The organism is Burkholderia sp. THE68 (assembly GCF_009938265.1).
Lineage (GTDB): Bacteria > Pseudomonadota > Gammaproteobacteria > Burkholderiales > Burkholderiaceae > Caballeronia.
In genome coordinates this window covers 134,035-147,927 of sequence record NZ_AP022317.1, presented here as the reverse complement: position 1 = coordinate 147,927, position 13,893 = coordinate 134,035, and the positions used below count along the sequence as shown (strand labels likewise).

At 64.0% G+C, this 13,893-nt stretch carries 13 protein-coding genes; 3 read left to right on the top strand and 10 right to left on the bottom strand.

What is annotated here, in order from left to right; translation table 11 throughout:
• Window positions 1-6 precede the first annotated feature (6 nt).
• Genes BTHE68_RS21965 through BTHE68_RS21955 form a run of 3 tightly spaced genes read left to right on the top strand, consistent with a single transcriptional unit; the run spans window position 7 to window position 2,795 of the window.
• Window positions 7-513 (top strand): RidA family protein, encoded by a 507-nt coding sequence (locus BTHE68_RS21965; RefSeq protein WP_174258102.1) that lies wholly within the window; start codon window positions 7-9, stop codon window positions 511-513.
• Window positions 513-1,172: a GntR family transcriptional regulator gene (locus BTHE68_RS21960; RefSeq protein WP_162068434.1), complete on the top strand. Its 660-nt coding sequence runs from the start codon at window positions 513-515 to the stop codon at window positions 1,170-1,172. The genes BTHE68_RS21965 and BTHE68_RS21960 overlap by 1 nt, the downstream gene beginning before the upstream one ends.
• Before the next feature lie 27 nt (window positions 1,173-1,199).
• On the top strand, window positions 1,200-2,795 hold the full coding sequence (locus BTHE68_RS21955; protein ID WP_162068433.1) for a gamma-glutamyltransferase family protein: 1,596 nt from the start codon (window positions 1,200-1,202) through the stop codon (window positions 2,793-2,795).
• 19 nt (window positions 2,796-2,814) lie between these two features.
• On the opposite strand, the gene BTHE68_RS21950 is transcribed toward BTHE68_RS21955, so the two are convergent.
• From BTHE68_RS21950 to BTHE68_RS21905, 10 genes are all read right to left on the bottom strand, one after another.
• Window positions 2,815-3,684 carry an amidohydrolase family protein gene (locus tag BTHE68_RS21950; protein WP_232078076.1) on the bottom strand — a complete coding sequence of 290 codons (870 nt, stop codon included), beginning with the start codon at window positions 3,682-3,684 and terminating at the stop codon, window positions 2,815-2,817.
• A complete protein-coding gene (locus BTHE68_RS21945) occupies window positions 3,681-4,685 on the bottom strand; it encodes an NAD(P)-dependent oxidoreductase (protein WP_162068432.1) in 1,005 nt (334 codons plus the stop codon). Before BTHE68_RS21945 ends, BTHE68_RS21950 begins: the two co-directional genes overlap by 4 nt.
• A complete protein-coding gene (locus BTHE68_RS21940; RefSeq protein WP_162068431.1) occupies window positions 4,682-5,833 on the bottom strand; it encodes an aromatic ring-hydroxylating oxygenase subunit alpha in 1,152 nt (383 codons plus the stop codon). The genes BTHE68_RS21945 and BTHE68_RS21940 overlap by 4 nt, the downstream gene beginning before the upstream one ends.
• A gap of 24 nt (window positions 5,834-5,857) precedes the next feature.
• Window positions 5,858-6,997, bottom strand: a complete 1,140-nt coding sequence (locus BTHE68_RS21935) for an ABC transporter substrate-binding protein (RefSeq protein ID WP_162068430.1) — start codon at window positions 6,995-6,997, stop codon at window positions 5,858-5,860.
• 39 nt (window positions 6,998-7,036) lie between these two features.
• Complete coding sequence (locus BTHE68_RS21930; protein WP_162068429.1) at window positions 7,037-7,747, bottom strand: ABC transporter ATP-binding protein; 711 nt, start codon at window positions 7,745-7,747, stop codon at window positions 7,037-7,039.
• Complete coding sequence (locus BTHE68_RS21925) at window positions 7,744-8,601, bottom strand: ABC transporter ATP-binding protein (protein WP_232078075.1); 858 nt, start codon at window positions 8,599-8,601, stop codon at window positions 7,744-7,746. Before BTHE68_RS21925 ends, BTHE68_RS21930 begins: the two co-directional genes overlap by 4 nt.
• 3 nt (window positions 8,602-8,604) lie before the next feature.
• Entirely contained in the window at window positions 8,605-10,608 is a 2,004-nt protein-coding gene (locus BTHE68_RS21920; RefSeq protein WP_162068428.1) for an ABC transporter permease, read from the bottom strand.
• Between the two features lie 107 nt (window positions 10,609-10,715).
• A complete protein-coding gene (locus tag BTHE68_RS21915; protein ID WP_162068427.1) occupies window positions 10,716-11,366 on the bottom strand; it encodes a GntR family transcriptional regulator in 651 nt (216 codons plus the stop codon).
• A gap of 125 nt (window positions 11,367-11,491) precedes the next feature.
• Entirely contained in the window at window positions 11,492-12,475 is a 984-nt protein-coding gene (locus BTHE68_RS21910) for a D-2-hydroxyacid dehydrogenase (RefSeq protein WP_162068426.1), read from the bottom strand.
• 82 nt (window positions 12,476-12,557) lie between these two features.
• A complete protein-coding gene (locus tag BTHE68_RS21905) occupies window positions 12,558-13,871 on the bottom strand; it encodes a dicarboxylate/amino acid:cation symporter (protein ID WP_162068425.1) in 1,314 nt (437 codons plus the stop codon).
• Window positions 13,872-13,893: the final 22 nt, after the last annotated feature.

Here is a 13,893-nt window from a genome sequence, read left to right as displayed (position 1 = left end):
AACAGCATGCGTATTGAAACCCGCCTGCGGGAGATGGGCGTCGAACTGCCCCTGAAGGAAGTCGGGCCTTCTTACTACGGCACGAAGTACGGCAAGATGAAGCCGTACTATGAATACGGCCAGTTGCTGCTGCTTTCCGGGCAGACGGCCGGCATCGACGCGCAAGGCAATGCGCGCTTCCCCGGCCGCGTAGGCCGTTCGATTTCGGTGGACGATGCCCGTCAGGCCGCGCGTCAGACGGGCATCCATTGCGTCGCGGCGATCAAGAACGCAGTCGCCGATCTGGATCGGGTCGTCGGCTTCGCGCGCGTGCTGAACTTCGTCGCCTGCGATCCGGATTTCACCGAGCCGCATCTCGTCGCCAGCGCGATGACGGATTTTCTCGTCGATGTATTCGGCGAAGAGATCGCCGTTGCGCCGCGCGCGACCATCGGCGTGACGTCGCTCGCCGACGACTATTGCTTCGAGACCTGGGTCACCGTCGAGGTGGCGCCGCCTGCCGGGAGGCCGTGATGTCCGACCTGCTCGTACCGAAGGGCATCTCGCTCTCGGCCGAAGACGAAGCGTACCGCTTCATCGAAAGCGCCATCCGTGCGGGGCGTTATCGCGCGGGCGAGCGGCTCGTCGCCGAGGAGATCGCCGCCGAAATCGGCACGAGCCGCATGCCGGTGCGCGAAGCGTTTCGCCGGCTGTCGGCGGAAGGCCTGTTGCGCATCCGGCCGAATCGCGGCGTCATCGTGCGCGCGCTCGACGCCGATGAAATGCGCGAAGTGTTCGAGATTCGCGCCGTGCTCGAAGGGCTGGCGGCGCGCATGGCAGTGCCCAGGATCGATCGTCACAGCATCGCCAATCTCGAACAGCTGCTCGACCGCATGGAAAACGCCAACGCGGACCACGCGCTCTGGGTCACGTATCACCGCGATTTTCACGAGTATCTGACCGGTCTCGCGGGCATGCCGCGCCTGATGCGCCAGTTATCCGGGCTGCATTCCGCGATCGAACCGTACATGCGCATCTGGCTGGAACACGCCGACAAACCGATGACATCGCGCGAGGATCACGGTGGTCTCATCGAGGTGCTTCAAGGCGGCGATCCGAAACGCGTCGAAGACGCCGTGCGCGAGCACGTGCGCGCGACCATTCCGGCGCTCGTCGAATTCGTGACTTCGTAATCGCATGGATGCCCGAGGATCAACGAGATGAGAAATTTCGAAGCGCCGGGACGTTCCCTCGTCATGGCGAAAGACGGCATGGCGGCGACCTCGCACCCGGCGGCGTCCTATGCGGCCATCCGCATTCTCGAAGCGGGTGGCAATGCGATGGACGCAGCGGTGGCGGCGTGCGCGGTGCAGTGCGTGGTCGAGCCGGGATCGACGGGAATCGGCGGCGACTGCTTCGCGTTGTATTCGAAGCGCGGCACGGACGACATCATCGCGTTCAACGGTTCCGGATGGGCGCCGCAAGCGGCTAGCGTGGAAGCGTTGCGCGCGCTCGGCGTGGCCGAGATCGCGCGTCAGTCGCCACATGCGGTCACGGTGCCGGGCGCGGTCGATGCGTGGGCGACGCTCGTCGCGGATCACGGTTCGATGCCGCTCGGAAGGCTTCTGGCTGCGGCCGTCGCGCTCGCGCGGGATGGCTACGCGGTCGCGCCGCGCGCGGCATCGGACTGGGCGAAGCAGCGCGACGTGCTCGCAACCGATGCGGTGAGCCGCGCGCGCATGCTGACCTACGGCCAACCGCCCAGCGCCGGCGCGCTGCACAGGCAGCCGGAGCTGGCGCGGGCGCTCGAGATCATCGGCGAGCGAGGGCGCGATGCGTTCTATCGCGGACCGGTCGCGCGCGATATCGTCGAATGTCTGCGAGGTCATGGCGGCCTGCATACGCTGGACGATTTCGCGCGTTATCGCGGCGAATACGTGCAGCCGATCAAGGCGAGCTTTCGCGGACATGAGATCCACGAGTGTCCGCCGAACGGGCAGGGCGTCATCGCGCTCCTGATCCTGAAGATTCTCGAAGGCTATGCGGCGGACGGCGATCCGTTGAGCGCGCAGCGTCTGCATCGCGAGATCGAGGCGACGCGTCTCGCTTATTCGATTCGCGATGCCTCGCTCTGCGATCCGCGCGCGGGCGGCGAGATGAATGTCGATGAACTGCTGTCGGACGCGCACGCCGCCGCGCTGCGCGCGAAGATCGATGCAACGGAAGCACGCCACGCGATGGCGCCATCGCCCGCGGCGGAGCACAAGGACACGGTGTACATCTGCGTCGTCGATAAGGACCGCAATTGCGCGAGCTTCATCAACTCGCTGTTTCATCCGTTCGGCTCGGGCATCATGTCGCCGGAATTCGGCGTGATGCTGCACAACCGCGGTCAGAGCTTTTCGATGCAGCCGGGTCATCCGAACGCCATCGCGCCGCACATGCGCCCGATGCACACGATCATTCCCGGCATGATCACGCGCGACGGCAAGGTGCAAACCGTGTTCGGCGTGATGGGCGGGCACTATCAGGCGATGGGCCACGCGCACTTTGTCTCGAAGGTGCTCGACTACGGTCTCGACATGCAGACGGCGCTCGACTTGCCGCGCGTGTTTCCGGTGCCGGGAACGGCTCGCGTCGAAGCCGAAGGCACCTTGCCCGACGAGATCAGACGCGCATTGACGGAACGCGGATTCGAGCTCGTGCCTCCGAGCTGGGCGATCGGCGGCGCTCAGGCGATTTCCATCGACTGGGAGAACGGCACGCTGACCGGCGCGTCGGATCATCGGAAAGACGGCTGCGCGCTCGGTCTCTGAGCGCGCGCCACGTGATGCGCTACGTCACGCGTTCGAAGCCGTAGACCTCGGCCGCGTTGTCGACCATGATGCGCGCCGCGGTTTGCGCGTTGCCGCACCATTGCATGAACAGGTCGATGAGATGACCGTCGTCGGGCGGCGCGGCGGGCTTGGTCGGATGCGGCCAGTTGGTCGCGAAGAGGCATCGCTCGGGCGCGGTATCGATCAGCTTTCTCGCCAGCACCGCGACGTCCGCGTAATCCGGTGCGCCTTCGAGCGAGGTCTCGTATACGCCCGATGTCTTCACCCAAGTGTTGCCGCGATCGACGAGTTCGAGCAGCGTGCGAAAGCCCGCGTGGGTCGGCTCGACCGGCGCGAGGAACTTGCCGTTGTGATCGATGACGAGCCGGCACGGCAGCGCGCGGAGCACCGCTGCGTGATCGGCGAGCGAACGGCCATCGGTTTGCAGCTGGACGTGCCAGCCGAACCTGGCGACGCGCGCGGCGAGTCCGGGCAGGCAGTCCCACGGCAACGCGCCGCCGGACAGCATGAAGAAGCGCACGCCGCGCACGCCGAGCGCCGTGAGTCTTTCGAGTTCCGCATCCGGCACGTCCGGCGGAACCACGGCGACGCCGCGTCCGTTCTCGCCGAGCGCGGCCATGGCGGCGAGCGTCGGCGAATTGTCGAAGCCATATACCGAGGGCTGCACCACGACCGCGCGCGCGAGTCCCAGCTGCTTTTGAACCTGCAAATAGTTGTCGACGCTGCCATGCGGCACGGGCGGAAACGCTGCGGCCGCGTCCGTCGGACGCTCGGACGGCGCGAAATACGCGTGCATGTGGCAATCGGTGGCGCCGGCGGGCGGCCTGGTTGCGGGCGCGGACGGGTGGCGGATATCGCGCATCGTCATGCGTCGCTGCGCGCGAATCGCGCCGTACGATGCGCATCGCGCGAATTCACGGCCAGCGCCACGGGCCGGCCCGCGAGTAGATCGCGCACCTGACGCACCGTTTCGACCGCCTGATAATCCGACGCTTCCGGCGTGAGCCCGGCCACATGCGGCGTGGCGACGACATTCGGCAGACGGGCGATGGCGGGATTCGGCTGCTCGTCCTTGCCGCGTCCGACATCGAGCCCCGCGCCCGCGATGCGCCCGGACCTGAGCGCGGCTTCGAGCGCCGCTTCGTCGACCAGCACGCCGCGCGAGACGTTGATGAAGAACGCGTCGCGACGCATCTGCGCGAAAGCGCGCTCGTCGAACAGGTTGGTGGTCTCCGGGGTCGCATAGGCCGCGCAGACGACGAAATGCGCTTCGCTCAGCAGTTCGGACAAGTCCGTCGGAGTCACCGCGCCATGATGAATCTCGACATACGGATCGTTGACGAGCACGCGCATGCCGAACGCTATCGCCAGATCGACGATGCGCCGCCCGATCGCGCCATAGCCCACCACGCCGATGGTGCTGCCGTAAAGCTGCCGGCCGAGCACCATCGGATGATCGGCGAGGCCGTCCTTGTAGCTCGCCGTGCTCTCGCTGATCTTGCGCGCGAGATCGATCATCAGGCCGAGCGCGAGCTCGGACACGGCTTGCGCATAACCCGCGCTGCAACGCACGACGAGAATGCCGTTGCGCGAGGCCGCCGCGACGTCGACGTTGCGGATATCGACCGCGCAGCGCAGATACGCGGCGAGCTTCGGCAGACGATCGAAGACCTCCGCCGTGCCGGGCGCGAGCCGGTCGGAAATGACGATATCGCAGTCCTGCGCGGCTTCGACGAGCGCATCGCCGCGCATGGGCTCGTCGGTGCCGTTCATCTTCACGTCGACGAATTCGCGCAGCCGCTCGACGGCGCGCGCGCTGTAGAAGTTGTCGAGCAGATCCCTGTTATGGGTGATGAGCACGCGTGTCACGCCAGACCTCCAGACAGGTGTGCGGGCAGCCGCGCGGCGACCCAGCTGTTCATCGTGTGCACCACGTCGTCGCGCGACGACAGCACGCCCGGCTTGTACAGCACGGAACTCACACCGCGCTGCTGTCTTTCGAGAATGGCGACGTCCTCGCGCGCGACGGCTTCCCAGCGTTCGAAGTACGGACGCGCGCGCTCGTCGAAGTCCGGCATCTCCGTGTAGGCGCGCGGAAAGCAGCCGCCCACGCTCAGCACCGAACGGTCCGCGGCGACGGGATGGACCGCGAGCCACCACATGCAGTCCTGCGCGAACACGAGCTGCGTGAGCGGTTCGATCAGCGTGAAGAACGTGCCTTTGCGCGCGATGTCGCTCAAGCCGTCGATCTGCGGGAAGGGCGGCGGGGCGCTCTTGTCGAGCACGGCAGTCGAGACGTCGGATTGCACCTGAATCGCATGCCAGTTCGGGCCGCCGGGAAACGTGAGACTGATCTGCGCGCCGACCGTGCGCGCATGCACGAGGCCCGTGTGATAGGTCTCCATCGCGTTTTCGAGCAGCATCTTCCAGTTGCACGCGGCGGGAAGATCGACACGAAACACGCAGCGCATCTCCTCGACGCGATGCGATGCGAACAGCTCAGGATACGTGCCGAGATGCGTCTCGAGATCGTCGGCGGCGTCGTCGAAGTTGAGAAAGAGGTTGCCTTTCCACTCGCGCATGCGCACCGGAATCAAGCCTTCGGCGGCCGGATCGAAACCCGGTACGTCCTGCGTGCCCGGCGCGCGCAGCAAGGTGCCGTCGAGCCGGTACGACCACGCATGATACGGGCACACGATGCTGCGCTTCGCACCGCAGCCTTCGAGCAGTTGCGCCCCGCGATGACGGCAGGTATTCGCGAACGCATGCAGTTCGCCGTTGTCGTCGCGCGTGAGCACGACGGGACCGCCCGCGGTGTCGATCGCGCGATAGCTGCCCGGCTTGCCCAGTTCGTCCGCGCGCCCGACGAAGAACCAGTGCCTGAGAAAAATATGCTCGCGCTCGGCATCGAACACTTCGCTTGAGGTATAGAAGCTGCCCGGCATGCTGCGTGCCTGGCCAAGCGATTTTCCCGACCAGATGAACGGCGCCGGGCGTTGCGTGATGTCGGAATGCATGGTGTCGTCCTTCGTGCGCGCGATTTATTTCTGCTGGCCGGCGAGCGCGAACTTGCCGTCGTGCGCCGTGAAGAAATAGAGCGTGCCCTTGCGATCGCCGCTCTTTTCGAACGCGACCGGTCCGGTCACGCCGGTGACATTTACGCTCGAGAGCGCCGCGTTGACCGAATCGCGCGTGACCGGGCCCTTGGCCTTCGCCGCCTTCACCGCGTTGCCGATGGCAAGCCCCGCGTCGTAGCCGAGTGCCGCCCAGCTATCGGGCGCCTGACCGTATTTCGCCGTGAACGCCTTGACGAACGCGGCGCTTTGCGATGACGAATGCGACGAAGCATCCGGATCGAACATGCCATAGAGCGTCATGCCGTCGACCGCGTTGTTGGACAGGCTGATGAGCTGCGGCGACAGCGAGCCGTCCGTGCCGAGAATCTTCGCGTCGATGCCGAGCGCCTTCGCCTGCGTGACGATCTGCGCGGCCTCCGTATAGAAACCGCCGATGAAGAGGCCATCCGGATGCGCGGCCTTCACTTTGGTCAGGATCGTGCGGAAATCCTTGGTGCCGAGCACATAACCGCCTTCGCCGACGATCTTCCCGCCTGCCTCCTGATAGGCCGACTTGAACGCGCCATTCACGCCGAGACCGTAGTCGTCCTGCTGATAAAGCGTGTAGACGGTTTTGACATGCAGCTGATTGGCGGTGTACTGGCCCATCATCTTGCCCTGAATGGCATCGGTCAGGACCACGCGGCGAAACCACGGGCTCGCGTTGGAGAGCTGTGGGCTCGTGACTGCCGTGCCGATCGTCGGCATCTTGCACTTCTTGTAGAGCGGCACGGCGGCGAGCGCGATCGAGCTGAACGTATAGCCCACGACCGCCACGGTATTGTCGTCGCCGCAGAAGCGGTTTGCGGCGAGCACGCCATCGTTCGGCTGGCCATGATCGTCGACGGTATCGACCTCGATCTTCGGGCCGCCTTGCGCGTTGATATCCGCAATGGCGAGATCGAATCCTTTCTTGCCGCTCACGCCGTAGGTGGCGAAGTCGCCGGTGAGCGTGCCGGTGAAGGCGACGTGAACCGCGTCGTCCGCCCAGGCAGGCGACGCGGCGAGCGCAAGCGCCAGCGTGGCGGGGCATAGTATGGGACACAGCTTGCGAAGAACGTTCATGATCGTTTCCCCTAGAGTGTGAATGATCGATGCATCACGTCAACTCAGATAGAACGCCTTGAGCGACGCCTCGGTGACGCTCGCGCCGGCCTGACGGCTGACCACTTCGCCGACGCGCATCGCATAGACGTGATCGGCCATCCGGATGGCTTCGACGGTGTTCTGCTCGACGAGCAGAATCGGGATGCGCTTCTCGCGGATCTTCTGCAACGTTTCCAGCACGACGCCGATCATGCGCGGTGAGAGGCCCATCGTAGGTTCGTCGAGTATGAGCAGGGCGGGGCGCGACATCATCGCGCGCGCGATCGCAAGCATCTGCTGTTCGCCGCCGGAAAGCGTGCCGGCCGCCTGTCGTCTCCGTTCATGAAGAATCGGAAAGAGCGTGAACATGCCGTCCATGTCGCGCCTCGTTTCCCGGCGGTCATGACGCAGATACGCGCCGAGTTGCAGATTCTCCTCGACGCTCAGGCCGGCAAACACGCGGCGTCCTTCGGGAACGTGTGCGATGCCCGCTTTCACGCGCTGATCGGGCGCGAGATCGTCGATGGCCTTGCCGCGAAAGCGCACGCTGCCGGTCGCGCCGCGATGCAGGCCCGAAATCGCCTGAAGCGTGCTCGTCTTGCCCGCGCCATTGCTGCCGACGAGACTGACCACTTCGCCGTCGCAGACATCGAAGGACACGCCGCGCACGGCCTTCACGCCGCCGTAGGAGACCGACAGGTCGCGGACTTCGAGTAGCGGCGCGCTCATGTGCGTTTGCCCAGATAGGCGGACTGCACGTCGTCGTGGGCAAGCACGGCCTGCGGCGTGCCCTCGATCAGCTTGCTGCCGAAATGAAGCACGGTGACGCGATCGGCGAGATTGCGGATCACGTCCATGTCGTGCTCGATGAGCAGAATCGCGACGCCTTGCGCGCGAATCTGCCGGATCAGTTCACTCAACTCCAGCTTCTCGCTGACGTTCATGCCCGCGAGCGGTTCGTCGAGCAGCAGCACGCGCGGTTGTGCGATGAGCGCGCGCGCCAGCTCCACGCGACGCTGATGTCCGTACGACAGCGCGCTCGCCTGCTTGGTGGCGGCATGCGCGCCGAGTCCGACGAATTCGATCAGCCGATGCGCATCCGCGACGGCCGCCTTCTCCTGCTCACGCGCCTTCTTCGTGCGCAGCAGCGCCGCGAGCGCGCCGCCGTCGAAGCGGCTGTGCGCGCCGACGAGCACGGTTTCCAGCACGTTCATCGAACCGAACAGCCGTGTGTTCTGGAATGTGCGTCCGAGTCCGGCGCGCGCGAGCGTGTGCGAGCGCCAGTGCGGCGAACTCGCGCCGTTGATCCAGACCTGACCTGCGCTCGGCCGCACGAAACCCGACAGCGCATTGACGACCGTGGTCTTGCCCGCGCCGTTCGGCCCGATGAGCGCGTGGATCTCGTGCTCCTGAACATCGAGATCGAGTTGCTTCACGGCGGTCAGCCCACCGAACGTGACGGTCAGCCCCTGCGCGCGCAACGGCAAACCGACGCCGCCTTGCGTCGCGGCGCGCGTGGCACCGGCGTGAGCGTGCGCGGTGTCGATGTTCATGGCGAGGGATTGTCCTCTGACGTTCGTCATGCGTCACTCCATTGTCAGGCGAAGACGCGCTTTCGCGGCGATGCCTTCGGGGCGAAACAGCATCAGCGCGACGAGCAGCACGCCGAGCAGCACGTAGCGGGACTCGGGATAAGCAGACACAAAAGGGATCTTCAGTGAGAGTTGCAGGAAGACGATCCAGATCGCCGCGCCGATGAACGGACCGACCAGCGTGCCGAGACCGCCCAGCACGATCAGCATCAGCACGAGAATGTTCTCGAAGAGCGTGAAGCTCGCCGGGCTCACGTACTGCTGCAGATGCGCGTAGAACACGCCCACCATGCCGCCGACGAAACCGCTGCACGCATAGGCGAGCAGCTTGAAGCGCGTGCCCGCGACGCCCATCATTTCGGCGGCGTCCTCGTCCTCGCGCAACGCGACCCATGCGCGGCCCACGTACGAGCGCGACAATCGCGCGACCCCGAACAGCACGATGGCGCTCAGGCCGAGAGCGAAGAAAAACTGCGTGCGCGGCTCGTCGAAGCTCACGCCGAAGAACTGCGGGGAAGGAATGCCGCGCACGCCCATTGGCCCGTTGGTCACGGAGATCCAGTTGGTCGCGACGATGCGTACGATCTCGCCGAAGCCGAGTGTCATGATCGCGAGATAGTCGCCGCGCACGCGCAAGGTCGGATAGCCGAGTATCGCGCCGAGCAGCGCGGCGAGCAGTCCGCCCACGAGCAGGTTCGGATAGAAGAGCCACCAGATCGATGCAGTGTCGACGCCGAAGTGGTTCTGCATGACGCTGATGAAGATGAGCGACGAGAAATACGCGCCGATCCCGAAGAACGCGACAAAGCCGAGATCGAGCAGACCGGCCAGCCCGACGACGATGTTCAGCCCACTCGCGAGCATGCCGTAGACGAGCACCATCACGAGAATGCTCAGCCAGTAGTCTGAGCGAATAGCGAGACCGAGCGCGACCGCGACGGCCAGCGCGCCGATCGCGACGCGCTTCTCGCCGTAGCGTCCGAGCGCGGCGAACGCGCGATCGAGCGAGCCGAACGCTTGCGCCAGCGCCCGGCCGCGTTTCGCGCCGCGGCTCGACATCAGGCTGCCGCGCGCGCTCACGTTGAGATCCGCGCGGCCGAGCAGCCCTTGCGGGCGCACGAGAAGCAGCAACACGAGCAGCGCGAAACTGAGTGCGTCCTGATACACGGAGCCATCGGGCAGATAGCCCGCGCACAGCGATTCCACGACGCCGAGAATCACGCCGCCGAGCGCCGCGCCCGGAATGCTGCCGATGCCGCCGAGCACCGCCGCGGTCAGCGCTTTCAGTCCGGGCACGAAGCCCATCGTCGGGCTGACGAACTGAAACGACTGCGCGTAGAGAATGCCGGCGAACGCCGCGAGCGCGGAGCCGAGCACGAACGCGGCGCAGATGATGCGGTTCACGGGAATGCCGACCAGATACGCGGCCGTCGCATCCTGCGCCGCGGCGCGCATCGCGCGTCCGAGCGAGGTTGCGGAGACGAAGAACTGCACGCCGAGCATCGCGACGATTGCGCAGCCGAACACCGCGAGTTCCGATGGCGTCACGGTCAGATCGGCGCCCAGCGACAGCGACGGCAAACCTCCGACCGGCAGCGGTGGAAAGCGCAGGGATGTCGGTCCCCATACGGTCTGCGCGACGCTCTGCAGCAGCACGGATATCGCGATCGATGTGATGAGCGGCGCGAGTCGCGGTGCATTGCGCAATGGCCGATACGCGACGACGTCGATCAGTGCGCCGAGTGCGGCGACACCGGCGATCGCCAGCGGGGCGGCGATATAGAAGCCGAGCGCGGGCATCGGCACCTGAATGCCGAAGAGCGCTATCTCTTTTGCCATCAGCGTCAGCGTGAGGAATCCGCCGAGCATGAACAGTTCGCCGAACGCGAAATTCACAAGCTTGACGACGCCATAGACCAGCGTATAGGCGACGGCGGCGAGCGCGTAGATCGAGCCGATCACCAGACCATTGAGCAGCAGTTGTTCCAAATACGCCATGACGTTCGTTTTCTCCATGCGTCGGTGAGGCAGGGAAACGTGTTTGGATTACCGTAGCACTTCCAAAAAAAGAACAAAAAGCTATTTCGGATAACGAATCAATGTCTTTAGCGTACGAGTTCGACGAGTGGCCCGATCGTCGCGCGAACATGCTCTCGCACGATCTGCTCGACGGCTGCGCGGTCGCCGCTTTCGACCGCGGTCATGATCTCTTCATGAAACTGGCGAGACGTCATCGGCTTGTCTCCGTGTTCGAGCCAGATGCGCATGTATGGCTCGATAATCGAATGCAGGCTCGATATCTGCCGTTGCAGACGGGGCATGGCCGCGAGCTCGCTCAGATACTCGTGAAACTCGCGATGACGCGTGACCCATTCGGAGGCGTCATCGCTGACGCTTTCCATGCGCTCCAGTAGATGACGGAGCGTTGCCATCTCCTTCTTCGTCATGCGCGTCGCCGCGATGCCGGCGGCAAGACCTTCCAGCACCGCGCGAGTTTCGAAAACCTCATGCATTTCAGCGGCGTCGAGCCCGCGCACGATCGCGCCGCGATTCGCGCGGATCAGCAATAGCCCCTCGGCGGCGAGCCGTCGGAATGCTTCGCGTACCGGCATGCGGCTCGTACCGACATCGCCGGCGATTTCTTCCGCGATGAGCCGCTGACCCGCGCGATATCGGCCGCTCCGGATGGCCTGCTCGATGTACCGATACGCTTCGTCTTCCGCCGACAGGCCGTGGACTCCATGCCATTCCGCCATGCAGCCTCCTGGATCAGGTCGTAATGATTGTAAGACTGTATCCATGCATGAATGGATGAACCTTAGCTCAATCAAAAACGGATGTCACTATTGGGGTTTTTACCAGGGGCGCCAGTCCGCAGTTGTCATCGACTCGGGATCACGATGTTGCGCGGATATCCCGAGACGTATGCAATAACGTTGTCCATCAACTGATCCGCGAGCGCCTGAATCGCCTCCTCACTGGCCCACGCGACGTGAGGTGTGAGAATGAATGCCGGATGCTCCAGGATTTCATTCAACGGGTTCTCTCTCGGAAGCGGTTCCTGAGTGACGACATCGAATCCTGCGCCGGCTATCGAACCACCCTTCAAGGCACGAACCAGTGCGGCTTCGTTCACAAGTCCACCGCGCGCCGTGTTGATGAGAAGAGGGCGCCGCTTCATCCTCGCGAACTCGGCATCTCCGATGAGGTCTTTCGTCTGATCATTGAGTGGACAATGTAGCGTGATGATGTCCGACTCCTCGAGCACGCGCCCGAACGGGGTGTAGAGCATTCCCATGTCGTTGCGCCCCTTGAAGGCCGAGACCAGCACGTTAAGCCCCATTGCCCTTCCAATATCGGCGGTCGCTTTGCCCAATGCGCCGTCACCGATGACGCCGAGCGTCGAGCCCGCCAGGTCCTTGATTGGAAAGTCGAAGAAGCAGAACTGTCCAGCCTCCTGCCACCGACCGGCTTGCACCGCCGAACGATAAGCCGTCAGGCTTCGTCGAAGCGCGAAGATCAGTGCGAAGGTGTGCTCGGGAACCGTACGCACCGCGTAGTTGCGGACGTTGCAAACCGCTATGCCCATTTCATTGCAGGCGCTTGTATCGACGTTATCGGTGCCCGTTGCGGCGATCGCGATCAGTTTCAGGCTTTTCGCCTGAGCGATCACGTCGCCGGAGAGCTTCACTTTATTGGTGATGACGATATCGGCATCGCGAACCCGATCGAGGACCTCTTCGGACTTGGTGGATTCGAACACTTGAAGTTCGTGACTGAACGGCAACTCCTTCAGCCGCGTATTGGGCGGGATGGTCGATCTGTCGAGGAAAACGACTTGGAGAGTAGACGATGATGAAGTCATGTTCTATCGGTTCATTAAGCTGCGGTGATGATGATGCGCTTCAATAAGCGCCGCGGCGGCTCGAACGACGTGGTGCACGTATTTAGTCGTCACCTGGCCCCGAGGCGAGCTGGCGTTCGAACGTGTCGCGGTCGAGCGCCTTCTCCCATTTGGCGACGACGATCGTCGCAATGCCGTTGCCGATGACGTTGATCAGCGCCCCGCCTTCCGAGATGAAGCGATAGACGCCGAGCACGAGAACCAGTCCCGCGACAGGTATGCCGGGTACGGAACTGAGCGTTGCGGCCAGCACGATGAAGGCGCCGCCGCTGACGCTCGCCGCTCCCTTGGACGTCAGCAGCAGGACCAGCAGCAGCGTGAGCTGATGGCCGATGCTGAGCGTGCTGTCGGTCGCCTGCGCGATGAAGATGGCGAGCACGGTCATGTTGATGCAACTGCCATCGAGATTGAAGGAATATCCAGCAGGTACGACGAGACCCACGACGGACTTCCCGCAGCCGAGTCTTTCGAGCTTCGCCATGAGGCGAGGCAGCGCAGACTCCGACGAAGACGTGCCGAGCACGAGAAGCAGTTCCTCGCGGATATAGCGCAGAAAGGCGATCAGGCTGAATCCCGCAAGCCTGCAGACCGAACCGAGAACAACGAACACGAAGACGAGTCCGGTCAGGTAGTAGGTCAGAAGAAGCTGTCCGTACGAGCTGAGCGACACGACGCCGTACTTGCCGATCGTGAACGCGATCGCGCCGAACGCACCGACCGGTGACACGTACATCACGATGCGCACCATGTTGAAGAAGGTGTTCGCGCCGGCGTCGATCACGGAGAGCAGCGGCTTGCCACGTTCGCCAAGCATCTGAAGCGCGAAGGCGAAGATGATCGAGATGAACAGCACTTGCAGAATGTCGCCCTCTGCGAAGGCGCCGAACACCGTCGTCGGAATGATGTGCGACAGGAAGCCGACGACGCTCTGGTCGTGCGCGGCCTTGGTGTACGCAGCGATCGACGACACGTCGAGCGTGCGCGGATCGATGTGCATGCCGCTGCCGGGTTTCATAACATTCACCGCGACGAGACCGATGGCGAGCGCGAGCGTGGTCATCGCCTCGAAGTAGATGAGCGACTTGATGCCGACACGTCCCACCGACTTGATGTCGTTCATGCTCGCGATGCCGTGCACCACCGTGCAGAAGATCAGCGGAGCGATCATCAGCTTGATGAGCTTCAGGAAGTTGTCGCCCAGCGGCTTCATCGCTTCGCCGACAGCGGGGTAGAAGTGGCCGAGGAGAATGCCGAGCACGACCGCTATCAACACCTGGATATATAGATGCTGGAACCACCGCTTGCGCGGCCGGGGAATGGCTTGCGCCTCGATGGGCGCTTCCGTTGCGATGTTCATGAAATGTCTCCTGCTGCTTCGT